Source organism: Streptomyces sp. NPDC057099 (assembly GCF_042671245.1).
GTDB classification, from domain to species: Bacteria; Actinomycetota; Actinomycetes; order Streptomycetales; family Streptomycetaceae; genus Streptomyces; species Streptomyces purpurascens.
In genome coordinates, this window is the sequence record NZ_JBHUTX010000002.1 from 92,229 (window position 1) to 118,577 (window position 26,349).

Below are 26,349 nucleotides of genomic sequence, written 5' to 3' on the forward strand. Positions count from 1 at the left end.
TCCGGTCCCATTCGTCCCTGGTTAACCGCTGGTTACCGTGCTAACTTCGCTGGTTGATCAGGCAGGTATACCGGCTCAGGGGGAAAGTCGGTGGAGACACACGCGGGGTTCGGCGAACCCGAGGGCGGGTCCGGGCGTGCGGAAGGCTTACGGCTGCTGCTGGGGCTGACCAACGCCCTGTGCGGCCTGGGCTGCATGGAGGACGCGCAGGGGCGGCTGCACTTCGGTGCCGTCCTGGGAGACCTGCTGGGACGTCAGATCGACCTGCGCGGCGTCAAATTGCGCGAGGACGTGGTGCTGCTGACGCGCGCCGCGCTGAACATGCCGGGCGGCGAACGCGTACTGGTCGAGGTGGTGCGGATCCTCGAAGGCGAACTGGCGGGCGACGAGCTCGACCAGCTGCTCGACCAGTGGCTCGCGCCCGCCCCGCCCCCCGCCCTCCAAGGCCCCCTCTCCCGGGACGACGAGACCAGCGCCCGCGCCGTCCTCGCCAAGGGCGAACTCCCCGCCGCCCGGCTGCGCGACGCCCTGGTCGAGGAGCTCAACGGCCTCGACCTGCCCACCGGACTCGCCCCGGAACAGCTCTTCGCACACGTCCTGGACCGGAACGTGCAGCCGGACGGACTGCCCCCCGCCGTCCTGCTGATCGACCACGCCGCCCGGTTCGCCGCCACCCCCGGGCACCGCACCGCCCTGTCCGGCTGGGCCGACGACTGGGCTCGCCGCGCCGGCCTGACCGGACCGGTGGAGGAACGCCGCAAGGCCCGCGGCACCACGGAGAGCGATCCGGACATCCCGCGCTGCCTGGTCGTCGCCGTCGAACCGGCACGGGACGGTTCCGGCGACATCGTCGTCCGCCCCTGGCTCAACACCGTCCCCGGCCGCTGGGACCCGCAGCCCGGCGAACCCGCCACGACCACCCTCGACGAGCTAGGCACGGCCGTCCAGTGCGCGTTACGGCAGGGCGCCCGCCTCTGGTCGGCGCCCCGCGAACCCGACCCGGGCGGACGCCGGCAGCCACCGCCGTACATCGAGTTCGTCCTTCCGTACGACCTCCTCAACCACGATGTGGCCGGTCTGACCTTCCGGATCGGCGACGGGCAGCCGCTGCCGCTCAGCCTGAAGTACGGGGTGCACCTGCGCAGCCTGGAGCGGATGCGCACGGACGACGCCCTGGTCCGGGACCAGTGGCGGGAGCGTTGGCGAACCCTGCGCGAGCACGGCGTCCTGGTGCACGGCTGGCGCGAACCGGACGGCGACCGGCTCGGCGCGTGGCAGGCCGGGCTCGCCGGGGAACCAAGACATACGGCGGTGGTGCTCGACGCCCCGGCCGACGTCCTGGCACTGGAGGCCCTCAAGGCCGCCATAGCGGAAGGGGTGGGGCTCGCGATCTGGGACCGCAGAGGAGTCTTCCTCGAGGAGCGCCGGGAAGTGGTGACCGCCCTGTTCGCCGCGGCGCACACCCCGGCGCGGATCCCGGTGGCCGTTCACCTCCTGCGCAGGAACGCCGAGAGCGAGGGCCGGGGCCCCGGCGAGCTGCTCGGCCGGCACATCGGCTTTTTCTGGGACGATCCGACGCGTCCCGTCGACTTCCAGCCCACCGACCCAGGCGATCTCGCCAGCGAGGAGGCATCCGCATGAGCGCGCAGGAGCAGACGGTCCCGAACGGCTGGCGGATCTTCCACGGCACGGGCAGTGCCCCCGCCGTCCCGCCCGACCTGCCCGCGCCGCCGCCCTGGCGCCGCTTCCGGGGCGAACCGCCCCGGCCCGTGCCGGGGGCCGACCCCCAGGCCGCGCTGCGCCGACTGGGTCCGGGCGACGTCACCCCGCAGCTGGGCGAGGAGGAGATCGACGTCGTCAACGCCGCGCTGCTGCTGCGCCGGCCCCTGCTGATCACCGGCCCGCCCGGAGTCGGAAAGTCCACTCTCGCCTACCTCATCTCCCGCGAACTCGGCCTCGGCCGGGTCCTGGAGTGGAACATCGTCAGCCGCACCACCCTGCGCGAGGGCCTCTACGCCCACGACGCCATGGGCCGCGCCCAGGCCATCGCCGCCTGGCGGGCCGGACTGCGGCATGCCGCGTCCCTGGAACCGGACGATGCCGACCCGGTTGCGGACGTCAACACCGCGCTTCCTCAAAAACCTCGCCAACTTCCCCCGGTTCTGGGCGACTTCGTGACTCTCGGCGCCCTGGGGACCGCGCTGCTGCCCTACGATCGTCCCCGTGTGCTTCTCGTCGACGAGCTCGACAAGAGCGACATCGACCTGCCGAACGACCTGTTGCACGTCCTGGAGAACGGAAGCTATGACGTCCCCGAGCTGGTACGCGACGCCGCGGACAGCGCACGCGTCCACACCAGCGACCCCGGGGGCCGCGCCGAGGTGCGCGACGGGCGGGTCGAGTGCCGGGAGTTCCCGGTCGTGGTGATCACCAGCAACGGAGAACGCGAATTCCCCGCGGCCTTCCGCCGGCGCTGTCTGCCGCTGGAGATGCGCACGCCCACCCGGGAGCAACTCCTGGCCATGGTCGAAGGGCACCTCGGCACCCGCCCGCAGGGCACGGAAGACCTCGTCGACCTGTTCGTTCAGCGGGTCCAGGCCGGCGGTTCCCACTCCCTGGACCAGTTGCTCAACGCTGTCCAGATGACGACGGCGGGTGGTTTCCAGGCGGATGGTGACGGGCGTAAGCTCGTGGAAATGCTCCTGCGCGACCTCGCGAAGGGCCGCTGAATTGAAGGGCTATCCCAGGGAGCACGCATCCGGGCTCGGCGACGGATTTCCCGTTTCGGGGTCGTCGCCTCCTTCGGCGTTGCCCGAGTCCGCCGACCAGGCGGCAGAGCACGGAGCGCCGGTCCCGGCCGCCCTGGAACAGTCCGTCCCGCGCTGGCAGGACGTCGCCGACGCGGTCTGGCTCGCCGCGCACTGGAACCGCCACGGCGGCCCGGCCGCGTCCGTCCCGGAGCCCGCGCGGGGCCGGACGGCCGCATCCACGGCCCCGCCTTCCGCCCGCCCGCGGGAAACGGACGACGCGGACCAGCCGGACACCCCACCGGCCGACCGGTCCCGGCCCTCCGACACCACCCCTGACACCGCACGCGCCCCTCGCCCGCCTTCCACCGAGGGCGTGCCGGCCACCCCCGAGGGCCTCGACGACCGTCCGCGGCCGGGGACCGGCGCCGCCCTGCCCGCAGAACCGGGTGCCGCGGCCCGTCTGTTACCCGACGCCGAGGGCCGTTTCACCCTGCGCCTCGGGCAGCCGCTGCTGCCCGCCGACGACCGCCCGCAGCAGGCCCCGGGCCGCACCACCGCCCGCTTCGCCCGCGCCCTGCACCAGCTGGCCCGCCGCGTGCCGTCGCGCGACACCCTCGAGCTCGACGAGGAGACCACCGCCGAGCAGGGGATCATCGACGGCATGTGGATGCCGTTCCTGCGGCCCGCCCGCACGGCCGCCTTCGACCTGGTCATGCTGGTCGACGACGCGCCCACCCTGCGGATCTGGGAGGAGTCCACCGCCCGTCTCGCCGAGGCCGCCGAGCACAGCGGCGCCTTCCGGGCCGTGCGAACGGTCCGGGTGAACGTGCCGCGCACCGGGACCGCCACCCTGCGCTGGAGCGTCGGCCGGGCCGCCGCCGACCCCGCCGAACTCCTCGCCGGACGCGGCGACCGCGTCTTCCTCGTGGTCACCGACGGGCTCGCCCACGGCTGGGCCTCTCCCGCCGCCGACGACCTGCTCGCCCGGCTCGCCCACGCCGGCCCCACGGCCCTGGTGCATCTGCTCCCGCCGCATCTGCGCCACCGCGCCTCGCTCTACCCGTATCCGGCCGTTCTGGAGGCCGGTGGATTCGGCGCCGCCAACGACGGGCTCGAGCACTGGGCGCCGCCCGGCGGCCCCGACCCGATGCGACCGCTGCCCGACGCGGGCGACGGCTCCGTGCCCGTCCCCGTGCTCTCCCTGAAGCCCGCCTCGCTCGCGGCCTGGGCCGACCTCGTCACCGGGGAACGCGGAGTGCGCCGCGCCCTGCCCGTCGTCCTGGCCGGCACCCTCACCAAGGGATCGCCCGCGCCCGGCCTGCGCGCCCCCCGCTTCCCACGCGCCGCCAAAGCCGCCGTACGCCGGTTCTTCACGCTGGCCACCCCCGCCGCACGTCGGCTTGCCACCCAACTCGCCGCCATTCCGTTCGAGTTCGACCTCGTCGAACAGCTGAGGCGGCGCACCATGCCGGAGACCGGCCCGGACCACCTCGCCGAGATCCTGATGGGCGGGCTGATCGACTGGGACAGCGGCGGCGAGGGGCGCCCCGAGTTCGCCGACGGAGTCCGCGAGGAACTGCTCGCCACCACCACCCGCAGCCAACTCGCCCACACCGTCAGCGTGGTGGGCGAGCTGCCCGGCGCGGGCGCCCGGGGTGTCGCGCTGCGCGCCGCCCTGCGCGACCCGATGGGGACCACGCTGCCCGACCCGTCGGAGCGGGGCTGGGCGCGCAGCGAGCTGGCCGTGATGCGCGCGCTCTCGGGGCCGTACTCCGAGCGGGCCCGCCGAATCGAGCCCGGTCTGTCCAGGGCCCGGGGGCCCGGTGACGCCGAACGAGTGAGTCCGGGAACGCCCGGAGCTGCAACTTCTGAGGTGAACCGCGCGGCTCCTGGGGGATTGTCCGACGGAACGGGAAGTGTGCCACCGTCGACCGCCCCCCAAGAAGCTGGAGAACCACCCGTGCCACCCCTGGTATCCGACGCCATCCCACAAGAACCCTCGGAGGCTGAGCTCCCCATGCCGAGCACCACGACCGGAACGCCCGCCGCCCTCCTGGTGAACGTGCCTCTGCGCAACACGTCGTTCGTCGGCCGGCAGGCGCTGCTGAGTGCCGTGGAGGAGCAGCTGGCGGCTCAGGACACGGCGGCGGTGCTCCCCAACGCCCTTCATGGCCTCGGTGGCGTCGGCAAGTCCCAGCTGGCACTCGAGTACGTCTACACCCACCAGCACGACTATCGGGTGATCTGCTGGATCCCCGCCGAGCGGGAGAGCCTCATTCTCGCCGCGTTGGCCCAGTTGGCGGCACAGCTGGGTGTCGCCCCCACCGGTCAGGACAGCCTCGGCGCCCCCGCAGCCAACACCGCGGTGCCGGCCGTGCTGGAGGCGCTGAGCACCGGAACGCCGTACGACAGCTGGCTGCTCGTCTTCGACAACGCCGAGGACGTCGACACGGTCCGTCAGTACTTCCCGGCCAACGGACCGGGCAAGGTCATCGTCACGTCCCGGAACCGGGCCTGGGAGAGGGTGGCCACGTCGCTGCCGGTCAACGTGTTCGAGCGAGAGGAGTCGGTCGAGCTGCTCCAGAGGCGCTCGCCCGACCTGTCCATCGAGGACGCCGGCCGGCTCGCCGAGGCACTGGGCGACCTGCCGCTCGCGGTCGAGCAGGCGGGAGCCTGGCGCGCGGTGACCGGCATGCAGGTCGACGAGTACCTCGATCTGCTCGCGCAGCGCAGCCCCGAGATCCTCGAACTCGACCCGGCTCCCGACTATCCGGTCTCCGTCGCCGCCGCATGGGACATCTCGCTGGAGCGGATCAAGGAGAACAACCCCGGCGCCCGGCAGCTGCTCGACATCTGCGCCAGCATGGCCCCCGAGCCCATCCCGAGGGCGATGCTGCGCGGCAGCCGCGGCGTCAACGTCACGCCCGAGGTCGATCCCCTGCTGAGGGAATCGATCAAACTCAACCGCGCCGTCCGCGACCTGAGCCAGTTCTCCCTGGTCCGGGTGGACCCGCGTTCCGACACCCTCCAGATGCACCGCCTGCTGCAGACGGTGCTCCTGGCCAAGCTGAGCGCCGACGAGCGGGAGCGGATGCGCGACGCCGCGCATCAGCTGCTGTCGGCCGCCAAGCCCGGCCCCTCCGGTTCGTCGCTGGAATGGCGTGCGTATCAGGCGCTGCTGCCCCACGTGCTCACTTCACAGGCCGTGACGAGCACCGACACCTATGTGCGGGAGCTGGTCTTCGACACGGTGTGGTTCCTCTACTACTGGGGAGACCACGTGGGCGCCGCCGACTTCGCCCGCCAGGCCTGGAGCGCCTGGATCGGCTCCTCGGGCGAGGAGGACCTCCACGTCCTCCGGATGACGAAGAGCCTCGGATTCCTGTTGCGGCAGAACGGCCAGGTCCCCGAGTCCATCCCGCTCACCGAGAAGGCCCTGGAGATCTCGCGCCGCACCGATGTCGACTCGGAGAACCTGATCGACTCGCTGTGCGAGATGGCGGACGCCCGCGGCTACCAGGGCGGGTTCGAGGAAGCCCGGGCGCTGACGCAGGAGGCCACCGAGCTGGCCCGGTCCCTGTTCGGTCCGGACGATCCGATGACGCTTAGGGCCACCCATGCCTGGGGAGTCGCTCTGCGGTTGTGCGGCCGGTTCAGGGACGCGCTGCCGCTGGACCAGGAGAACGCCCAGCAGCGTGAGCTGCTGTTCGGCCCCGCCAGCTTCTTCACTCTCAACACCCTCAACGCGCTCTCCATCGACATGCGCGAGAGCGGCGACTATCCCGGCGCCCGCGACTTCCAGGAGGACGCGTATCGCCGGGCGCGCACCGAACTCGGCGAGGAACATCCGCTCACCCTGCGCATCGCCCGCAACCTCGCGGTCTGCCGACGCCGGGACGGGGCCCACGAAGAGGCGGCCAAGCTCTCGGACGAGACGCTGCGGCGCTTCGTCTCCCGCTACGGAAAGGACCACTTCGACGCCGTGTCGTCGGCGACCAACGTGTCCGTCGACCGGCGGCTGAACGGTGACCTCGACGGCTCCCGTGAGCTGGCGGAGGAGACACTGCGGCGATTCGAGCAGCGCCTCGGTGAGAGCCACTCGTACACCCTCCTGACCAAGGCGAACCTGGCCGCCACCCTGCGTGCCCTCGGCGCACTGGACCAGGCTCAGGAGCTGGAGGACGACGCGGCGAGCCGGCTGGCCGCGGGTGTGGGCGCCCGGCACATCACCACGCTGACCGTCGCCATCGGCCAGGCCAACACGGCCTACGCGCGGGTCGACTTCGAGCGGGCGCACGAGATCGACGAGGCCAATCTGCCGCTGCTCGCCGAGATCGCCGGCGAGGAGCACCCGTTGACGCTGGCGTGCATGGCCAACCTCGGCCTCGACCTGCGCGGCCTGGGCCGCAGGGCGGAGGCCGACGAGCTGCAGCGCAAGGCGACGGAGGGCTTCGCCCGCGTGGTCCGCGCCGACCACCCGTGGCATGTGGCCGCACGTCAGGGCCGCCGTATCGAGTGCGACATGGCGCCGATGCCGCTGTAGACCACAGCCTCGGCCGGGGTGGCACCCGTGTGCCACCCCGGACCGGTCAGCCCGCGTCCGCCACCGGGGTGTCGCCCGCGTGGTCCGGGAGAGTCAGATGCACCGGCACGACCTCGGCGGGGCCCGGGGCGCGGGTCGGCTCGTGGTCCGACAGGCGGCGGACCAGGATCAGCAGGGGCTGGGTGAGCAGCGTCGTGGCCAGGGCCATGAAGACCAGCACCGTGTAGAGGGGCTTGCTCACCAGACCCGCCTGGAAACCGGCGTTGAGGGCGATCAGCTCCGTGAGGCCGCGGGCGCTCAGCAGCACACCGACGGTCCGGGCGTCGTCCCGGTCCAGCCCGCCCATCCGGGCCGCCACCACGCCGCTGCCGACCTTCGTGGTGACCGCCAGCACCGTCACCACCAGCAGCGTGATCCAGCCGGTGGCGTTCATGCTGTCGAGGGTGACGGACTGCCCGGAGAAGACGAAGAAGTAGGGCACCAGCAGCGAGCTGACGACATGCAGCGGCCGCAGCAGATCGGGGTCGAGGGTGCCGCCTCGCTCACGCGGGCAGACGATCCCCGCGAGCAGCGCACCGCAGATGGCGTGCAGCCCGAGGAACTGCGTCACGGACGCCGACGCACAGGCGAAGCCGATGAGCAGAGCCAGTCGCAGCGACGGCTCCATCCGGGTCCGCCACAGCGCCCGGCGCAGCACGGGCCGGGCCGCCACCAGCATCAGCACGGCGAAACCGGCCGCGATGACGGCCCGCCACTGCCAGCCCAGCGCGTGCTCACCGCTGTCGCTGTCCAGCATCGTTCCGGCCAGCACCGTCCACCCGATCACGTCGAGCAGCCCGGCCGCGGACACCGCGAGGACGCCCGGCACCGTGTCGGCCAGGTTGTTCTCCCGCACGATGGCCGTCAGGACCGGTACGGCCGTTATCGACAGGGCGACCCCGGCGAAGAGCACCATGCCGGTGGTGAGCGGGGGCATGTCCAGGGCCCGCAACTGCTCCCGGAACAGCAGCGCACAGCCACTGCCCACGATCATCGGGACCACGAACGCCGCCAGCGCCACCGTCACGACCGTGCGCGCCCGGTCGCCCAGGATCTTCAGATCCAGCTCGTACCCCACCGCGAACAGGAAGACCACCAGGGCGAACTGCGCGAGCCCGGTCAGCGCGGTGCCGATCTCCTGGGGGAACAGCATCCGGTAGGCATCCGGCGCCGTACTGCCGAGCAACGAGGGACCGAGGGCGATGCCCGCTGTCAGCTGCCCCACGATGTACGGCTGCTTCAGCCGCTGGGCCACCCAGCCGGCGCCATGGCCGACCGCGAGGATCAGGGCCGAGGCGAGAAGGAAATGCGTGACCACCGCGTCAGCGTTCACTGCGTCCCCCTGTGTCCAGTTGTCATGGCCGGCGGTTCGGCCGCAGGCGGGTCCTCGCACGTGTGCTTGACCCCCAACCTCCTGATGGTACTGGTAAGTTGACGGCGTATCGGCAGTCGTACACAACTCTGTACCGGTGTCACGGGGGGCACATGGCGACGGTCGTCTTCATTCATGGAACAGGGGTGCGCGAACCAGGCTTCTCGAAGCTTGCGGGGCGCGTGGCGGCCGGACTGACCGCCCTGCGCGACGGACTACGCATCGTGCCGTACTACTGGGGCGGCACGCACGGCGCCACGCTCGCGGCGGGCGGGGTCAGTCTTCCCGCCGAGCCGGGCGGCACGGCCCGGGGCCTGGCCGAGGGTGACCCCGACGACGCGTCGCCCGCCGCATGGGCCGCCCTCTACGCCGATCCGTACGCCGAACTCGTGCTCGCCGCGGCCGGTGCGCCGCAGGCCGTCGAGCGTGCGCCCGGTTCGCTGCCCCCTGACCAGGCGATACGGGCGGGGCTCAGCGCCCTCGCGGCCCAAGGCGACGCTCCCGCCGCCGAGCTGGGCCCGGGCCTGGCCCGCGCCGCCACCGACCTGGCCGCCCATCCGCTGCTCGCTCCCGCCGCCGTCGCCCTCGCCCCGGACGCCCTCGCCGCCCTCGCCGCCCGCAGTCTCACGGCCCGGGTCATCGCCGACGTCCTGGACTCCGACGCCCCGTTGGTCCCGGCCGGCGACAGCCGTGACGCCGTCGCCGACCGGCTCGGCGTGGCACTCGGTGCACAACCCCGGGGCACGGAACGCGGGGTGCGCTCCCTGGTGCTGCGGGTCGCGGGTTCGGCGGCATCCCGTGCCGTCGTGCGCCGCCGCCGCGCCCTCACCCAGGCCGCCCACCCCGCCGCCGCTGACATCCTGCGCTACCTCAGCCGCGGCGCGGCGGTCCGCGCCGAGCTGCGTGACCTGGTCACGGGCCTCGAACCGCCCGTCACCCTCGTCGGCCACAGCCTGGGCGGCATCATCGCCCTGGACACCCTGATCTCCGCCCCGCTGCCGCAGGTCCGGCTCCTGGTGACGGCGGGGTCCCAGGGGCCGTTCCTCTACGAGTCCGGATCCCTGCCCTCCCTCGAACACCCCGCACCCCTGCCGTCGCACGTACCGGACTGGTTGAACCTGTACGACCCCCGCGACCTGCTCTCCCATCTGGGCGCGGGCCTGTTCCCCGGACGGGTCACGGACGTGGCGGTCGACAGCCGTCAGCCCTTCCCGGCCTCGCACAGCGCCTATTGGACGAACCCGGAGGTCTACCGGCACATCGTGGACCGGCTGCCGTGAACCCCGCCCGGGTGCATGCGCTGATCGTCGGTGTCGAGCGGTACGACGCCGGGACCGGCTGGGACCTGCCCGGACCGGCGCGGGACGCCGTCGCCTTCCACCGGCTGTTGCGGGACGCCGGGGTGCCGGACGACCGGCTCCGGCTGCATCTCGCCCCGCTGCCGCCGTACGTTCCCGAAGTCGCCTACCAGCCCGCCGATCACGCGACGCTGCGCCGCGTCCTCGTCCGTGAACTGACCCTGGCCCAGGGCGATGTCCTCTGGGTCTGGTGGGGCGGGCACGGCGTCCTCGACCGGGCCGGGCACCTGCGGCTGTTCTGCTCGGACGCCACTGCCGCCGACAAGCTGGGCATCGACCTGGACTCCGCGCTCGATCGCTACGCCGGGGACGCCGTACCGGCCTTCGCCGACCAGCTGTGGATCGTGGACGCCTGCGAGACCTTCGAAGAGGACCTGGCCTTCCGGGAGCAGCTGCCGCCGGACGCCCTGCCGGTGGGGCGGCGCAACCTCGCCCATCGGCAGACGCTGCTGCGGGCGGCCGGGCGGGGGCGGATCGCCGCCAACGACCCGGAGCGCGGTACGGGGCTCTTTTCCGAGATCCTGCTGGGGCTGTTGGCCGAGCAGGCGGCCGTCCTGCCCGCGTTGCCCGATCCGGAGGGACTGTTTCCGGCCGTACGGGCACGTATCGCGGCCCTCAGGGAAGCGGGACGTACTCTCCAGTACCCGGAGATTCGGTTGCAGAGCCCTGAGCGCACCGAGATCGTGGCCCCGGCCGTACCGTCGCCCGGGAAGCGTCGGGCCTCGCCGTTGCAGCGGGCGGTGGACGCCCTCCTCGCGTATTCGCTGATGGCAGACCCCACCGAACGGCAGACGGTGGTCGCCTCGTTGGACCCGCGTGTCACTGCGACGCTGCCCCGTCACAGCAAGGCCCGCACCGATGTCGTCGGCATTCTCAACAGGCTGGTCCGGGGGCGACCGGAGATGTTGTGGGAGCTGTTCGACGCCGTCGTCTCTCTCGATGACGATCCGGACCTCAGGGGCGAACTGGACGCTGCGTTAAGGGAGTTCGAGGCCTCTGTGATGCGTCCGCGTGATCGGAAATGATCGAGTGGCGTGATCGTACGGTTTTCGACCGGGGCAGGAATGGCCATGATGGAAAGGACACGGGGCATCGCGTGCCACCGTGCGAGAAGGGGGAGCATCTTGGACCAGCCGCCCGCTCTGTGCCACGCCGGAGCCGCCGTTCGTGAGCCGGCCACAGCTGCTGGTACCGACGTCTGGGAGTCGGATCTCGTCGACTTGGCGGGGCTGCCCGTGACCGCGGTGGACCGTCTCGCCCCGCTGCCTCCCTCTGCTCGTCTGCTCGGCGAGGTCCTGCGCGCACGCGACAGCATCAGAGGGGGCGGCGAGGGGACCGCCAGGGCCGAATAGCCGCACCCTGCCGCACGGCAGACCCCGGACGGGCATGCCGTGTTCCCGCCGGGGTCTGTACGCCCGTACCCCCCGACCGGAGGTCCCGCATGCCCAGCGAGCCGCGTCACGCCCCGTTCCGCATGCCCGAACGGCTCTTCGCGGAACTGGCCGCGGGAGGGGGTTCCGCCGAGGCCGTCGCCTTCCTCGAACGGGCGGAGCGGGCGCGGAGGCTGCTGCTTCTGCGGACCCTGCTGGACCGGCTCGGCACGCTGCGGACGCCGCACAGCCCGGCCGCCGAGGCGTGGGACGTCCTCAAGGAGGCCGCCGCCGCGGCACCCGGGCCGGTCGACCGGCTGCTGCTCGCCCCGGCGACCGGCGGCTGGCTCGCCCATGTGCTGCGCCGGCTGCACGGCACCGCGTCGGGCCCGCCGCTGTGGGCGGAGGCCGGGCATCTGTGCGCCCTGGCCGTCGCCGCGGCGCTGCGTGCCGGTACGCGGGCGGACCTCAGGGTGCCCCTCGCCGACGGCGGACTGTCGCTGCCGGGGCTGGGACTGGCCCGACTCACCGGAGCGGAAAGAGGGTTGACGGTCGCCCGCGCCCGGACGAGCGGGGGCGAGCTGACGCTGTCCGGCCCGGGCCGCGACGGCGGCACCGTCGCCGTGACGATCAGCCCGGCGACGCAGCCCCTGCCGAGACCGACACCGGCGGGGCCGGACACCGACCCCGCCTGGTCCCCCCTGCGCACCCTCACCCACCCCACCCCCGCCGGAACCGTCGCCATCCCCCTCGAGGACCTCGATCCCTACCGCGACCTGGACGACCCCTTGCCGCCCGCACGGCTCGACGCCGGCGAAGCCGAGGCCTGGCAGCGGCTGTTCGAGGAGGCCGTCGCGCTGCTCGCCGCGCCGGGCGGCGAAGGGCCGGGCCGGTTCGACCCCGGCGCGATACGGGCCGTGGTGCCCTGGGGGCGTACCGGCACCCTGCCGCCCGCGCCGCCGACCGTCCTGGTGTCCGCCTCCAGCGGTGACTCGTTCGGCGCCATGGTCATCGCCCGCCCCTCCTGCCCGCTCGCCCTCGCCGAGACCCTCGTCCACGAGTTCCAGCACAGCAAACTGGCCGCCCTCCTGCACCTCTTCCCGCTGCTCGACGACGACCGGGAGGAGCGCTACTACGCCCCCTGGCGGCCCGACCCGCGGCATCTCACCGGTCTGCTGCACGGGGCGTACGCCTTCACGGGTGTCGCGGGGTTCTGGCGGGACCGCATGGCCGTGGCGCGGGGCGACGGGGCGGCCGACCTCGCCGGGTACCACTTCGCGCTGCGCCGCCTGCAGAGCCGGCTCGTCGTGCGCACCCTGCTGGTGGAGGGGCGTCTCACCCCGCAGGGCCGGGCCCTGGTGTCGGGGCTCGCCCGTACGCTCGACGGCTGGCTGCGCGAGCCGGTCCCGCACGCCGCGCTCACCCGGGCCCGGACGGCCGCGGCGCTGCACCGCACCGAGTGGCGTCTGCGCAATGTCGCCCCGCCCTCCTCCGGCTCCGACGGCCCCCGCTTCCGCCCCGACCGCACCTCCTGGCCCGACGTCCGCACCCATGCCTTCGCCGCCCGCCCCGTCGCCCCGGACACCGCCGACGAGCAGCTCGCCGCCGGGGACGCCGCCGCCGCGCTCGCCCGGTACGCCGACCAGCTGGCCACGGATCCCGCCGAACCGCACGCCCTGGCCGGCTGGATCGTCGCGCGCGCCGTGCTCGACCCGGGGCGGACGACCCGGCGGATGCTGGCCCGGCCGGAGCTGCTCCAGCCGCTGCCGAGCGGATGACCGTGCCGGTTGTCGTCACGGAGACGCAAACAAGAGTTCGTGGAAACACGCGAGCAGCGCGTCAACGGGCGCCGCGATGGTCAGGATGGAGGCATGGCATACCACGTCCACTCCGAGGCCGGGCGGCTGCGCCGCGTCATCCTGCACCGGCCCGATCTCGAGCTCAAAAGGCTCACCCCCAGCAACAAGACCTCGCTGCTCTTCGACGACGTGCTGTGGGTGCGCAGGGCCCGCGCCGAGCACGACGGATTCGCCGACGTGCTGCGCGACCGGGGCGTCGCCGTCCACCTCTTCGGTGACCTCCTGGCCGAGACGCTCCAGGTCCCGGCGGCCAGAACCCTCGTCCTGGACCGGGTCTTCGACGAGAAGGAGTACGGCCCCCTGGCCACCGACCACCTCAGAGCCGCCTTCGAGAACCTGCCCGCGCGGGAACTGGCCGAGCTCCTGGTCGGCGGCATGACGAAACGCGAGTTCCTGGACGGGCACCCGGAGCCGACCTCGGTGCGCTTCCACGTCATGGACCTGGACGACTTCCTGCTGGACCCTCTGCCCAACCACCTCTTCACCCGCGACACCTCCGCCTGGATCTACGACGGCGTCTCCATCAACGCCATGCGCTGGCCCGCCCGGCAGCGCGAGACCGTGCACTTCGAGGCGATCTACCGGCACCACCCGCTGTTCCGGGACGAGACCTTCCACCTGTGGTCCGAGGGGCAGGCCGACTACCCGTCGACCATCGAGGGCGGGGACGTCCTGGTCATCGGCAACGGAGCCGTGCTCATCGGCATGAGCGAGCGCACCACACCGCAGGCCGTCGAGATGCTGGCGCACAAGCTGTTCGCCGCCGGTTCCGCCGAGACGATCGTGGCGCTCGACATGCCCAAGCGGCGTGCCTTCATGCACCTCGACACCGTGATGACGATGGTCGACGGCGACACCTTCACCCAGTACGCGGGCCTCGGCATGCTCCGCTCGTACACCATCGAGCCGGGCGTCGGCGAGAAGGAGCTGAAGGTCACCGACCATCCGGCGGAGCACATGCACCGCGCGATCGCCGCCGCGCTGGGCCTGAACGAGATCCGGGTGCTGACCGCCACCCAGGACGTGCACGCCGCCGAGCGCGAGCAGTGGGACGACGGCTGCAACGTCCTGGCCGTCGAACCGGGCGTCGTGGTCGCCTACGAACGGAACGCCACCACCAACACCCATCTGCGCAAACAGGGCATCGAGGTGATAGAGATCCCGGGCAGTGAGCTGGGGCGGGGGAGAGGCGGGCCGCGCTGCATGAGCTGCCCGGTCGAACGGGAGCCCGTATAGGCATGCTGAGCTTCGTATAGTATTCCAGGAGTCTGTGTCCCCGTATCTCTGGAGCGCCCCCATGGCGACAGCCCCGAGCGCCCTCGCCGGCCGCCACTTCCTCAAGGAGCTGGACTTCACCGAGGAGGAGTTCCGCGGTCTGGTCGAGCTGGCCGCCGAGCTGAAGGCCGCCAAGAAGGCCGGGACCGAGACCCAGTATCTGCGGGGCCGGAACATCGCGCTGATCTTCGAGAAGACCTCCACCCGCACCCGCTGCGCGTTCGAGGTCGCGGCCGCCGACCAGGGCGCCTCGACCACGTACCTCGACCCGTCCGGCTCGCAGATCGGCCACAAGGAGTCGGTCAGGGACACCGCGCGGGTGCTGGGCCGGATGTACGACGGGATCGAGTACCGGGGCGACAGCCAGCAGAAGGTCGAGGAGCTGGCCGCGCACGCCGGGGTGCCCGTCTTCAACGGGCTCACGGACGACTGGCACCCCACCCAGATGCTGGCCGACGTGCTGACCATGACCGAGCACTGCGCCAAGCCGCTGAACGAGATCGCCTTCGCCTACCTGGGCGACGCCCGCTTCAACATGGGCAACTCCTACCTGGTCACCGGCGCTCTGCTCGGCATGGACGTGCGTCTGGTCGCGCCGAAGGCCTACTGGCCGGCCGAGGAGATCGTCGACCGGGCCCGCGAGCTCGCCGAGACCAGCGGCGCCCGCATCACGCTCACCGAGACCCTGGACGACGGCGTCCGCGGCGCCGACTTCGTCGCCACGGACGTCTGGGTCTCCATGGGCGAGCCGAAGGACGTCTGGGACGAGCGCATCGCCGCCCTCGGCCCGTACGCCGTGACCATGGACGTCCTGCGCGCCACCGGCAACCCGGACGTGCGGTTCCTGCACTGCCTGCCGGCCTTCCACGACCTGGGCACCAAGGTCGGCCGCGAGATCCACGCCTCGCACGGCCTGGCGTACCTGGAGGTCTCCGACGAGGTCTTCGAGTCGGCCCACTCGGTGGTCTTCGACGAGGCGGAGAACCGGATGCACACCATCAAGGCGGTCCTGGTGGCGACCCTGGCCTGAGCCGGCCTTACGCCGACCGGCGCCGCTGAGCCGGTACCGCCGGCAGCCTGAACCAGACCGCCTTGCCCGACTCGGTCGGCCGGTGCCCGCACGACGAACTCAGGGTGCGGATCAGCAGCAGCCCGCGCCCGTGCTCCTGCCAGGGGTCGGGCGGCCCGCCGGCCGGGCGGGTGAGGTCGCCGGGCGGGGCCGGGTCGGTGTCGTGCACCTCGACCTGACATCCCGACGGCATCAGCTCCACGACCAGCTCTATCGGAGCCTCGCCGGTGGTGTGCTCCACCGCGTTGGCCACCAGCTCCGCCGTGAGCAGCTCCGCCGTGTCGCAGTCGGCCCCGTACTCCAGCTCGGCCAGCGCCGTACGGACCAGGGCACGGGCCACGGGCACGGCCGCGACGGTGTGCGGCAGCGCGATGCGCCAGGAGGCGGGGGCTGAGGGGAGTTCGTACAAGGCGGGTCCGTTCATGGAGCAGGACATCCTGCTTTCAACCTGATGAATGGTACGGCGCCGCTCTTCAGAGGCGTCCGAGGGGCCACCGTCGGGGAGCGTCTTCGCCCCCCTGCCGGACGGCTTACCCAGGTGAACGCGGTGCCGCGCGCGGCTGCTCCCGCCGTTACGCCGGTGTGGATGATCTGTGACGGATGTGACCGGCCCGGGTCACCCCGGATCCACACAGAAGTCCTACCCGAACGGTCTATCGCGCACTCATGACGACAGTCACGGATGAGTGATAGCTTCGTGGGGTAGAGCTCAGTGAGACAGTGCCCGCCCGAGGAGGCCGCACGTCATGAGTCCCTTCACCGGCTCCGCCGCCCGCACCCCCCGCTGGGAGCACCTGCGCGTCGATCTCACCGACGGCGTCGCCACCGTCACCCTGGCCCGCCCCGAGAAACTCAACGCGCTCACCTTCGGCGCCTACGCCGACCTGCGCGACCTGCTCGCGGAGCTGTCCCGGGAGCGGTCCGTACGGGCCCTGGTGCTGGCCGGCGAGGGACGCGGCTTCTGCTCCGGCGGCGACGTCGACGAGATCATCGGCGCCACCCTCGGCATGGACACGGCCCGGCTCCTGGACTTCAACCGCATGACCGGCCAGGTGGTGCGTGCCGTGCGGGAGTGCCCCTTCCCGGTGATCGCGGCGGTGCACGGTGTGGCGGCGGGCGCCGGAGCGGTGCTCGCCCTCGCGGCGGACTTCCGCGTCGCCGACCCCTCGGCCCGCTTCGCCTTCCTCTTCACCCGGGTCGGCCTCTCCGGCGGCGACATGGGCGCGGCCTACCTGCTGCCCAGGGTCGTGGGCCTGGGCCACGCGACCCGCCTCCTGATGCTGGGCGACCCGGTCCGGGCCCCCGAGGCCGAGCGCATCGGCCTGATCAGCGAACTGACGGAGGAGGGCGGAGCGGACGAGGCGGCCCAGCAGCTGGCCCGTCGTCTGGCAGAAGGCCCGGCCCTCGCCCATGCCCAGACGAAGGCCCTGCTGACGGCCGAGCTGGACATGCCCCTGGCGGCCTCGGTGGAACTGGACGCGTCGACCCAGGCGCTGCTGATGAACAGCGCGGACTACGCGGAATTCCACGCCGCTTTCACAGAGAAGCGCCCTCCCAAATGGAGCGGACGGTGACCGCGATCCCTTCAGGGGCGCGGGGCTGTGTCGATTTGCGGCTCCGCCGCGGGGCGCGATCAGCCACGGACGGCCCGCACCCGCACCACGACAACAGCCACCCCCTGCGCGTGGCGATCATCGGCGGCGGCCCCGGCGGCCTCTACGCCGCCGCCCTCCTCAAACGCCTCGACCCCACCCGAGAGGTCACCGTCTGGGAACGCAACGCCCCCGACGACACCTTCGGCTTCGGCGTGGTCCTCTCCGACGAGACCCTCGGCGGCATAGAACACGCCGACCCCCAGGTCTACGAGGCCCTCCAGAGGGACTTCATCCGCTGGGACGACATCGACATCACCCACCGCACCACCCGCCAGACCTCCGGAGGCCACGGTTTCGCCGCCCTGGGCCGCAAACGGCTCCTCGAAATCCTGCACACCCGCTGCCGCGACCTCGGCGTAGCCCTCCGCTTCCACACCGAGGCCCCGAAGGACCTCCCGCAGACCCACGACCTGGTCATCGCCGCGGACGGCATCCACAGCACCACCCGCGAGACCTATGCGGACGTCTTCCGCCCCCAGGTCACCACACACCACTGCCGCTACATCTGGCTCGCCACCGACTTCCCCTTCGACTCCTTCCGCTTCGACATCGCCGAGACCGAGCACGGCGTGATGCAGCTGCACGGCTACCCCTACGCCCCCGACGCCTCCACCGTGATCATCGAGATGCGCGAGGAGGTCTGGCGGAGGGCCGGTTTCGACGAACTCGACGAGACCGAGTCGATCGAACGCTGCGGCAAGATCTTCGCGGAAGCCCTCCGCGGCCGCCCCCTGAGGTCCAACAACTCGGCGTGGACGACCTTCCGTACGGTCGTCAACGACCGCTGGTCGCACGGCAACCTCGTCCTGCTCGGCGACGCCGCCCACACCGCCCACTTCTCCATCGGCTCCGGCACCAAGCTCGCCGTCGAGGACGCCCTGGCGCTGGCCGCCTGCCTGGAGGAACGGGACTCGCCGGCGGAGGCCCTGGCCGCCTACGAGGCGGAGCGGCGGCCCGTCGTGGCCTCCACGCAGCGCGCGGCCCGTGCCAGCCTGGAGTGGTTCGAGAACCTCGGCCTGTACCTGGACCAGCCGCCCCGCCAGTTCGCCTTCAACCTGCTCACCCGCAGCCGCCGCGTCACCCACGACAATCTGCGGCTGCGCGACGCGCGTTTCACGGCGGCGGTGGAGCGCGAGTTCGGCTGTCCGCCCGGCACGCCCCCGATGTTCACCCCGTTCCGGCTGCGCGGTCTGAGCCTGCGCAACCGGGTCGTCGTCTCGCCCATGGACATGTACTCGGCGGTCGACGGCGTCCCCGGCGACTTCCACCTCGTCCATCTGGGCGCGCGGGCGCTGGGCGGGGCCGGGCTGGTGATGACCGAGATGGTGTGCGTCAGCGAGGAGGGCCGGATCACGCCCGGCTGCGCCGGCCTCTACACCGGCCGGCAGGCCGAGGCGTGGCGGCGTATCACCGACTTCGTGCACACGCAGGCCCCCGGCACCGCGATCGGCGTGCAGCTCGGCCACAGCGGCCGCAAGGGCTCCACGAAGTTGATGTGGGAGGGCATGGACGAGCCCCTCCAGGAGGGCAACTGGCCGCTCGTGGCCGCCTCAGCGCTCCCGTACAAGCCGTACAGCCAGACGCCGCGCGCGCTGTCCCGCGCCCAGCTCACCGACATCCGCGAGCAGTTCACGACAGCCGCGTGCCGTGCCGCCCGGGCCGGCTTCGATCTGCTCGAACTGCACTGCGCCCACGGCTATCTGCTCTCCGGTTTCCTCTCCCCGCTGACCAACCGGCGTACCGACGCCTACGGCGGCTCGCCGGAGAAGCGGCTCCGTTTCCCGCTGGAGGTGTTCGACGCCGTACGGAACGTGTGGCCGGGGGAGCGGCCCCTGACCGTGCGCATCTCCGCCACCGACTGGGCCGAGGGCGGGACCACGGCCGAGGACGCCGTCGAGATCGCCCGGGCGTTCGCCGCGCACGGCGCCGACGCGATCGACGTGTCGACGGGGCAGGTCGTGGCGGACGAGCGGCCGGAGTACGGGCGGTCGTACCAGACGCCGTTCGCGGACCGTATCCGCCGCGCCACCGGTGTCCCGGTGATCGCGGTCGGCGCGATCTCCTCCTGGGACGACGTCAACTCCCTGATCCTGGCGGGCCGCACGGACCTGTGCGCCCTGGCCCGCCCGCACCTCTACGATCCGCACTGGACCCTGCACGCGGCGGCCGAACAGGGCTACACGGGCCCGGGCGTCGCCTGGCCGGACCCGTACCGCGCGGGCAGCCGCCGCCCCCAGACGGGCCGCACCGACGCCCCGAAGCCGCGGCTGAGCCTGTGAACGACCCCGTGGGCCGGATACGCCGCTGAGCGGTGCCGGCCCACGGGACGCGATCTACAGCCCCACGAACTCCGCCCCCGCGTCCCGCAGCCGCTCGTGCAGCCCCCGGAACACCGCCGAGGAGCGCTCCCCGGGCCAGTCCCGGGGGAGCAGGGCGGACGGCAGGCCGGGGTCGGTGTAGGGGAGGTGGCGCCAGGAGTCCAGGGCGAGGAGGTAGTCGCGGTAGGCCTCCTCGGGCGGGGTGTCCTCGCGCTTCTCCCAGCCGTGCAGGACGGGCGCGTGGCGGTCGAGGAACGCCTCGTGCTCCTTGGCGATGGCCGCCAGGTCCCACCAGCGGGTGACGGCCTCGGCGGTCGGCGCGAAGCCGAGGTGGCCGCCCCGGAAGAAGTCGACGTACCCGTCGAGCCGCAGCCGCTGGAGGGTGTGCCGGGACTCCTCGTACAGCCGCGCGGGCGCGATCCACACGCCCGGAGCGGCCGTGCCGAAACCGAGCCCGGCCAGCCGGGAGCGCAGCACGTGCCGCTTCTGCCGCTCCGACTCCGGCACGGAGAACACGGCGAGCACCCAGCCCTCGTCCTCGGGCGGAGCCGTGGCGTAGATGCGCCGGTCGCCGTCGTCGAGCAACTGCTTCGCGTCCGGTGAGAGTTCGTACCCGGCCGCACCCTGAGCGGTGCGGGCGGGCACGAGCAGTCCGCGTCTCTTGAGCCGCGACACCGAGGAGCGGACGGACGGAGCGTCCACACCGACCGCGGCCAGCAGCCGGATCAGTTCGGCTACCGGCACGGGGCCCGGTACGAAGCGGCCGTACGCGCCGTAGAGCGTGACGATGAGAGACCGTGGTGCATGCTGGTCGGACACGTTGATCATCTTAGGTCGTACGGATCAATCCTGGTCGCCCGCGGTGCCGCCGTCCGGGACTCCCGCGCCGCGCAGCCGGAATCGCTGGAGCTTGCCGGTGGCGGTGCGCGGCAGCGCGTCCGGGAAGACGATCTCGCGCGGGCACTTGTACGGCGCCAGCTCGCTCTTCACGAAGTCGCGCAGCGCCCCGGCGTCCCGCTTCGCGCCCTCCCTGAGGACGGCGTAGGCCACCACGACCTGCCCGCGCGCCTCGTCGGGCCGTCCCACGACCGCCGCCTCCAGCACGTCCGGGTGCCGCAGCAGCGCGTCCTCGACCTCGGGTCCGGCGATGTTGTACCCGGCCGAGATGATCATGTCGTCGGCGCGGGCGACGTACCGGAAGTAGCCGTCGGGTTCGCGGACGTAGGTGTCGCCCGTGATGTTCCAGCCGCCGCGCACGTACTCGCGCTGTCGCGGGTCGGCGAGATACCGGCAGCCGACCGGTCCGCGCACGGCGAGCAGCCCCGGCTGCCCGTCGGGCACCGGCCGGCCGTCCGCGTCCTGCACGCGCGCGTGCCAGCCCGGTACGGGAACGCCTGTAGCCCCGGGCCTGATCCGTTCGTCGGCCGCCGAGATGAAGATGTGCAGCAGCTCGGTGGCGCCGATGCCGTTGATGACGCGTACGCCGGTGCGGTCGTGCCAGGCCCGCCAGGTGGCCGCGGGCAGGTTCTCGCCGGCCGAGACGCAGCGGCGCAGGGACGAGACGTCGTGGCCGTCGAGTTCGTCGAGCATCGCGCGGTAGGCCGTGGGCGCGGTGAACAGGACGGAGACCCGGTGCCGGGCGATGGCGGGCAGCAACTGCTTCGGGCCCGCCTGCTCCAGCAGCAGGGCGCTCGCCCCGGCCCGCAGCGGGAAGACCACGAGACCGCCCAGCCCGAAGGTGAAGCCCAGGGGCGGACTGCCGGTGAAGACGTCGTCGGCGCGGGGCCTGAGCACATGCCGGGAGAAGGTGTCGGCGATCGCCAGCACGTCCCGGTGGAAGTGCATACAGCCCTTGGGGCGGCCGGTGGTGCCGGAGGTGAAGGCGATCAGCGCCACGTCGTCGGCCGCCGTCCGAACGGCCTCGTACGGTGTGCCGGGCGCCGGGCGGTTGAGCAGGTCGTCCGGGGCGTCACCGCCGTACGTCGTGATCCGCAGGTCCGGGATCTCGGCCTTGGCGAGGTCGTCGACGGCCCGGATGTCGCACAGCGCGTGCCGGACCCGGGCGATCTCGCACATCGTGCCCAGCTCGTGCGGGCGCTGCTGGGCGAGCACCGTGACCGCCACGGCCCCCGCCTTCAGCACGGCCAGCCAGCAGGCGGCGAGCCACGGTGTGGTGGGGCCGCGCAGCAGCACCCGGTTGCCGGGGACGACGCCCAGATCGCCGGTGAGCACGTGCGCGATGCGGTCGACCCGGGCGCGCAGCTCGCCGTACGTCCATGGCTCACCGGTGGGGGTGAGGAACGCGGGCCGGTCGTCCTCAGGGCCGTGGAGCAGTTCGGCGGCGCAGTTGAGCCGTTCGGGGTAGCGCAGCTCCGGCAGATCGAAACGGAGCTCGGGCCAGTGGTCCCGGGGCGGCAGATGGTCCCGGGCGAAGGTGTCGACGTGCGCCGTGTCCGGTGGATTCATACGGTTCGCCCCCTTGGCGTGGTGGGCTCGCCCCTGGAGCGTATCGTGTTGGTGACGACAGTCAACGGTCCGCGATAGCCTCGGAGTGGCCCAGCCGGGAAGCAGGGTGGCGGAGAAGGGACCGGCAATGACCGCATTCTCGCTCGAACCGGCACAACTCGCCTGGTGCGCGGAGCTGCGCGCCCTGGCCGCCGAGCGGCTCCGCCCGCTGGCAGAGAAGGGGGAACCGGGTCATGTGAACCGCGCGCTGGTCGCCGAACTCGGCCGACTGGGCCTGCTGGAGCGGCTCTTCACGTCCGGTGCGCTCGATCTGTGCCTGATGCGCGAGTCCCTGGCCCACGGCTGCACGGAGGCCGAGACGGCCCTCGCCCTCCAGGGCCTCGGCGCCCACCCGGTCCACGCCCACGGCACCGGGCCCCAGCGCGCCCGCTGGCTCCCCCTGGTGGCCGACGGCACGGCGGTCGCGGCGTTCGCGCTGAGCGAGCCCGGGGCGGGATCGGACGCGACGGCACTGGCCCTGCGGGCGGAGCGGGACGGCCCGGCCCACTGGCGCCTGACCGGCGAGAAGTGCTGGATCTCCAACGCCCCCGAGGCCGACTTCTACACCGTCTTCGCCCGGACGGCTCCCGATGCCGGTGCCCGGGGCGTCACGGCCTTCCTGGTACCCGCCGACCGCCCGGGACTGACCGGCACCGGCCTCGACATGCTCTCCCCGCACCCCATCGGCGCGCTCCACTTCGACGCCGTACCGGTGACGTCCGAGGACGTGCTCGGCGATGTGGACCGCGGCTTCAGGGTCGCGATGGGCACCCTCAACCTCTTCCGCCCCAGCGTCGGCGCCTTCGCGGTCGGCATGGCCCGGGCCGCCCTCGACGCGACCCTCGCCCACACCGCCGGGCGGGACGCCTTCGGCGGCAAGCTGAAGGATCTCCAGGCCGTCTCCCACCAGGTCGCCGAGATGGCCCTGCGCACGGAGGCGGCCCGTCTGATGGTCTACGCGGCGGCGACGGCCCACGACGCGGACGCCCCGGACGTGCCCCAGCGCGCCGCCATGGCGAAACTGCTCGCCACCGAGACCGCGCAGTACGTCGTCGACACCGCCGTCCAGCTGCACGGCGCCCGGGCGCTGCAACGCGGGCACCTGCTCGAACACCTCTACCGCGAGGTGCGCGCACCGCGCGTCTACGAGGGAGCCAGCGAGGTGCAACGCGGCATCATCGCCAAGGAGTTGTACGCCGAGTTGTACGCCCACCAGGAGGCCCGGTGACCACCGAGCGCGTCAACCCGCCCGACCTGTCCCCGCCCACCGGCTTCTCCCACGCCGTCGTGGCCTCCGGGTCGAGGGTGGTGTTCCTGGCGGGCCAGACCGCCCTCGACGCCGACGGCAAGGTGGTCGGGCGGACCCTGCCGGAACAGTTCGCGAAGGCCCTGACGAACCTGCTGGCCGCTCTCACCGCGGCCGGCGGCACCCCGTCCGACCTCGCCCGCGTCACCGTCTACGCCACGGACGTCGCCGCGTACCGCGCCCACGCCCCCGAACTGGGCCGGCTGTGGCGCGAGGCGGCCGGGCGCGACTACCCCGCCATGGCCGTCGTCGAGGTCGTCCGGCTGTGGGACGAAGAGGCGATGGTCGAACTCGACGGCTTCGCGGTGCTGCCGTAGGGGGCCGTGCTCAGGCCGCGACGGCCAGCCGCTGTGCCGTCGCCCGGTGCGGCTGCACCACGCGTCCGTCCGGCAGCAGCTCACCGGTGTCGTCGAAGACGATCGCCCCGTCGCACAGCAGGCTCCAGCCCTGCTCGGGGTGGGCTGCGACGACATGGGCCGCGGCGGAGTCGGTCGCGGGGCACTGGGTCTGGTGGGCACACATGGCGCACCTCCACGTCGGTAGGGCCATCCGGAGGATTCGTATGACTCTTACGTACCGACCATGCTCCCGACTCGAGCACATCGGAACGGCCCGCCGGGAAGCGTGACACGCCCCGGACATTCCCCGGACCGTTCCACGACGGTCGGTGCGGACTCACCACCGAAGGAGTGAGGGGCGCGGGCCTGGGCCCGGGCGCCGGGTACGAGTGGAACAAAAAACCACTCCTTTCGGGAGGTTCTTCCCCATGCGTGTACGTCCCCTGCTCAGCGCGGCGGCCGGTGCCGCGCTGCTCCTGCTCACCGGTGCCACCGCGGCACCCGCCACCGCGTCCGCCGCGGCCCCGTACGAGGCCGTGACGGTCGACGCGGTGGGCCGGATCACCGCCGACGGCACCGTCACCCTCTCCGGCACCTATCGCTGCCGGAGCGCCGTCGGCCCGGTCTTCGTCAGCTCCTCCGTGAGCCAGGGCGCCTCCACCACCCGCTACGGCATCGGCGGCACCCGGGCCGTGTGCGACGGCGTGAAGCACCGCTGGGTGAACACGGGCCGGCCCACGCCGGGCGTGCTCGCCCCCGGAGCGGCCCACGTCGAGGCCACCCTGATGGAACTGCGCACCTTCAGCGGCCTGCCGCTGCCCAGCTTCCACGCGGTCCACGGACGGGACATCACCCTGACTCGGCCCTGAGCGTCACAAGCCCTGACCTGGGCCTCCCGCACCGCGGTGGTGCGCGGAGGCCCTCCTTGACTGTTTAATTGCGAGGTCTGTGCAAGAACCTGACTAGTGCAACAACGGGGTGAGGTCATATGTCGACCCGTCGGATACGAGGAGCCGCCGCCACGGCGGCACTGGCCGCGGCGGTCACCGCCTGCTCGGCCCCCGGCAGCGGCGGAGGCGAGGGCGACGCCAAGTCCGGGTCCGTCGTCATCGGGGTGGCCTCCGAGCCGGACACCCTCAGCCCGCTGCTCGGCTACGGCAAGGACGGCAACTCCAAGATCTTCGACGGGCTGCTCGCCCACGACGCCGACCTGAAGCTGAAGCCCGCCCTCGCGGCGGCGCTCCCCGAGGTCGCCGACGGCGGCCGCACCTACACCTACACGCTGCGCGACGGGGTCGAGTTCAGCGACGGCGAGCCGCTGACGGCCGCCGACGTCGTCTACACGTACCGGACGGCCCTCGACGCCAAGACCAACAACACCTTCAAGAGCGAGCTGGACGCCGTCAAGGAGGTCGAGGCGAGCGGCGACGACAAGGTCGTCTTCACCCTCAAGTACCCCTACGCCGCCTTCGCCGCCCGCACCGTGCTGCCCATCGTCCCCGAGCACATCGCCGGCGAGCAGGACCCCAACACCGGCTCCTTCAACACCCGGCCGGTCGGCACCGGCCCGTACGTCCTCTCCAAGTGGAGCAAGGGCGAGAAGCTCACCTTCAGGGCCAACCCCCGCTACTGGGGCGGCAAGCCGAAGGTGAAGACCTTCACCATGGCGGTCATCGCCGACGACGACGTACGCGCCACCCGGCTGCGCTCCGGCGACCTCGACGGCGCGGTCCTCCCGCCCAACCTCGCCGCCACGTTCAAGAGCGACGACGGCAGGCGCACCTACGACGCCAGGTCCTACGACTTCCGGGCCGTCACCCTCCCCACCCCGAACAAGGTCACCGGCGACCGCGCGATCCGGCAGGCCCTCGACGCCGCCGTGGACCGCGAGACCATGGTCGACAAGATCCTCGACGGCGCCGGCCGCCCGGCCTACGGGCCGCTGCCCGTCGACGACCCCGCCTTCACCAAGGCCGTCGAGCGCGACCAGGACCTCGGCAAGGCCAGGAAGATCCTGGACGAGGCCGGCTGGAAGCCCGCCGGGGACGGCATCCGCGCCAAGGACGGACAGCGGGCGTCGTTCACGCTGCTGTACCCCTCCGGCGACAAGGTCCGCCAGGACCACGCCCTCGCCTACGCCTCCGACGCCAAGAAGGCCGGCATCGAGGTGAAGGCGGAGAGCGCCACCTGGGAGGTCATCGAGCCGCGCATGAAGGACACCGCCGTCCTCGCGGGCTTCGGCAGCACAGGCGACCCCGACTTCGGCCTGTACACCCTGCTGCACTCCTCCCTCGCCGGCGACGGCTTCAACAACATGGCCCGCTACGACAACCCGGCCGTGGACCGCGCCCTCGACAACGGCCGCCGCAGCCAGGACCCCGCGGAGCGCGAGGCCGCCTACGACAAGCTCCAGCGCGCCCTGGTGCTGGACCCCGGATACACCTTCCTCACTCACATCGACCACCTCTACGTCCTGGCCGACCGCTGGGACGGCCTGAGCACCCAGTTGGAGCCGCACGAGCACGGCTTCGCCAGCGGCCCCTGGTGGAACATCGAGGACTGGCAGCCGAAGCAGTGAACCGCCTCCCCTGG

The 26,349-nt window shown here is 72.5% G+C and carries 20 protein-coding genes; 15 read left to right on the top strand and 5 right to left on the bottom strand.

What is annotated here, in order from left to right; all coding sequences use genetic code 11:
- Positions 1-90: 90 nt before the first annotated feature.
- Genes ACFT4A_RS02910 through fxsT form a run of 3 tightly spaced genes read left to right on the top strand, consistent with a single transcriptional unit; the run spans position 91 to position 7,293 of the window.
- A complete protein-coding gene (locus tag ACFT4A_RS02910; RefSeq protein ID WP_382825369.1) occupies positions 91-1,641 on the top strand; it encodes a hypothetical protein in 1,551 nt (516 codons plus the stop codon).
- Positions 1,638-2,729 (top strand): AAA family ATPase, encoded by a 1,092-nt coding sequence (locus ACFT4A_RS02915; protein WP_382825370.1) that lies wholly within the window; start codon positions 1,638-1,640, stop codon positions 2,727-2,729. Before ACFT4A_RS02910 ends, ACFT4A_RS02915 begins: the two co-directional genes overlap by 4 nt.
- 1 nt (position 2,730) lies before the next feature.
- A complete protein-coding gene (gene fxsT / locus ACFT4A_RS02920) occupies positions 2,731-7,293 on the top strand; it encodes an FxSxx-COOH system tetratricopeptide repeat protein (RefSeq protein ID WP_382825372.1) in 4,563 nt (1,520 codons plus the stop codon).
- A gap of 46 nt (positions 7,294-7,339) precedes the next feature.
- Here the strand turns inward: fxsT and ACFT4A_RS02925 are convergent, their stop codons facing one another.
- Positions 7,340-8,665 carry a cation:proton antiporter gene (locus ACFT4A_RS02925; RefSeq protein ID WP_382825373.1) on the bottom strand — a complete coding sequence of 442 codons (1,326 nt, stop codon included), beginning with the start codon at positions 8,663-8,665 and terminating at the stop codon, positions 7,340-7,342.
- A 185-nt stretch (positions 8,666-8,850) separates the two neighbouring features.
- Between ACFT4A_RS02925 and ACFT4A_RS02930 the strand changes: the two genes are divergently transcribed.
- The 6 genes from ACFT4A_RS02930 to argF all read left to right on the top strand — a co-directional run bounded on the left by ACFT4A_RS02930 (position 8,851) and on the right by argF (position 15,596).
- Positions 8,851-9,984 (top strand): hypothetical protein, encoded by a 1,134-nt coding sequence (locus ACFT4A_RS02930; RefSeq protein ID WP_382825374.1) that lies wholly within the window; start codon positions 8,851-8,853, stop codon positions 9,982-9,984.
- Positions 9,981-11,087, top strand: coding sequence for a caspase family protein (locus ACFT4A_RS02935; protein ID WP_382825376.1), 1,107 nt, complete (start codon positions 9,981-9,983; stop codon positions 11,085-11,087). Before ACFT4A_RS02930 ends, ACFT4A_RS02935 begins: the two co-directional genes overlap by 4 nt.
- 99 nt (positions 11,088-11,186) lie before the next feature.
- Positions 11,187-11,414, top strand: coding sequence for a hypothetical protein (locus ACFT4A_RS02940; RefSeq protein ID WP_382825377.1), 228 nt, complete (start codon positions 11,187-11,189; stop codon positions 11,412-11,414).
- Between the two features lie 89 nt (positions 11,415-11,503).
- Positions 11,504-13,210, top strand: a complete 1,707-nt coding sequence (locus tag ACFT4A_RS02945; RefSeq protein WP_382825379.1) for an HEXXH motif domain-containing protein — start codon at positions 11,504-11,506, stop codon at positions 13,208-13,210.
- A 93-nt stretch (positions 13,211-13,303) separates the two neighbouring features.
- Entirely contained in the window at positions 13,304-14,527 is a 1,224-nt protein-coding gene (locus ACFT4A_RS02950) for an arginine deiminase (protein WP_382825381.1), read from the top strand.
- Between the two features lie 61 nt (positions 14,528-14,588).
- The gene (gene argF / locus ACFT4A_RS02955) at positions 14,589-15,596 is read left to right on the top strand and encodes an ornithine carbamoyltransferase (RefSeq protein WP_382825383.1); all 1,008 of its coding nucleotides are present in this window, start codon (positions 14,589-14,591) and stop codon (positions 15,594-15,596) included.
- 7 nt (positions 15,597-15,603) lie between these two features.
- Here the strand turns inward: argF and ACFT4A_RS02960 are convergent, their stop codons facing one another.
- Complete coding sequence (locus tag ACFT4A_RS02960; protein ID WP_382825385.1) at positions 15,604-16,071, bottom strand: ATP-binding protein; 468 nt, start codon at positions 16,069-16,071, stop codon at positions 15,604-15,606.
- Positions 16,072-16,381: 310 nt separating this feature from the next.
- Here ACFT4A_RS02960 and ACFT4A_RS02965 point away from each other — a divergent pair, with 310 nt between their 5' ends.
- Positions 16,382-17,209 (top strand): enoyl-CoA hydratase family protein, encoded by an 828-nt coding sequence (locus tag ACFT4A_RS02965; RefSeq protein WP_382825387.1) that lies wholly within the window; start codon positions 16,382-16,384, stop codon positions 17,207-17,209.
- A complete protein-coding gene (locus tag ACFT4A_RS02970; protein WP_382825389.1) occupies positions 17,194-19,569 on the top strand; it encodes a bifunctional salicylyl-CoA 5-hydroxylase/oxidoreductase in 2,376 nt (791 codons plus the stop codon). Before ACFT4A_RS02965 ends, ACFT4A_RS02970 begins: the two co-directional genes overlap by 16 nt.
- A 54-nt stretch (positions 19,570-19,623) precedes the next feature.
- Here the strand turns inward: ACFT4A_RS02970 and ACFT4A_RS02975 are convergent, their stop codons facing one another.
- Both ACFT4A_RS02975 and ACFT4A_RS02980 read right to left on the bottom strand, forming a co-directional pair.
- Positions 19,624-20,436 (bottom strand): PaaX family transcriptional regulator C-terminal domain-containing protein, encoded by an 813-nt coding sequence (locus tag ACFT4A_RS02975; protein ID WP_382825391.1) that lies wholly within the window; start codon positions 20,434-20,436, stop codon positions 19,624-19,626.
- A 15-nt stretch (positions 20,437-20,451) separates the two neighbouring features.
- Positions 20,452-22,074 carry an AMP-binding protein gene (locus ACFT4A_RS02980; RefSeq protein WP_382825393.1) on the bottom strand — a complete coding sequence of 541 codons (1,623 nt, stop codon included), beginning with the start codon at positions 22,072-22,074 and terminating at the stop codon, positions 20,452-20,454.
- Between the two features lie 127 nt (positions 22,075-22,201).
- Here ACFT4A_RS02980 and ACFT4A_RS02985 point away from each other — a divergent pair, with 127 nt between their 5' ends.
- Positions 22,202-23,341 carry an acyl-CoA dehydrogenase family protein gene (locus tag ACFT4A_RS02985; protein WP_382825394.1) on the top strand — a complete coding sequence of 380 codons (1,140 nt, stop codon included), beginning with the start codon at positions 22,202-22,204 and terminating at the stop codon, positions 23,339-23,341.
- Entirely contained in the window at positions 23,338-23,736 is a 399-nt protein-coding gene (locus ACFT4A_RS02990; RefSeq protein ID WP_382825396.1) for a RidA family protein, read from the top strand. Before ACFT4A_RS02985 ends, ACFT4A_RS02990 begins: the two co-directional genes overlap by 4 nt.
- Positions 23,737-23,746: 10 nt before the next feature.
- Here ACFT4A_RS02990 and ACFT4A_RS02995 read toward each other — a convergent pair whose 3' ends face one another.
- Positions 23,747-23,941 (bottom strand): DUF5999 family protein, encoded by a 195-nt coding sequence (locus ACFT4A_RS02995; protein ID WP_382825397.1) that lies wholly within the window; start codon positions 23,939-23,941, stop codon positions 23,747-23,749.
- A gap of 244 nt (positions 23,942-24,185) precedes the next feature.
- Here ACFT4A_RS02995 and ACFT4A_RS03000 point away from each other — a divergent pair, with 244 nt between their 5' ends.
- Both ACFT4A_RS03000 and ACFT4A_RS03005 read left to right on the top strand, forming a co-directional pair.
- Positions 24,186-24,626: a DUF6299 family protein gene (locus tag ACFT4A_RS03000; RefSeq protein WP_382825399.1), complete on the top strand. Its 441-nt coding sequence runs from the start codon at positions 24,186-24,188 to the stop codon at positions 24,624-24,626.
- 119 nt (positions 24,627-24,745) lie between these two features.
- Entirely contained in the window at positions 24,746-26,335 is a 1,590-nt protein-coding gene (locus ACFT4A_RS03005) for an ABC transporter substrate-binding protein (RefSeq protein WP_382825401.1), read from the top strand.
- The last annotated feature ends 14 nt before the right edge of the window (positions 26,336-26,349 follow it).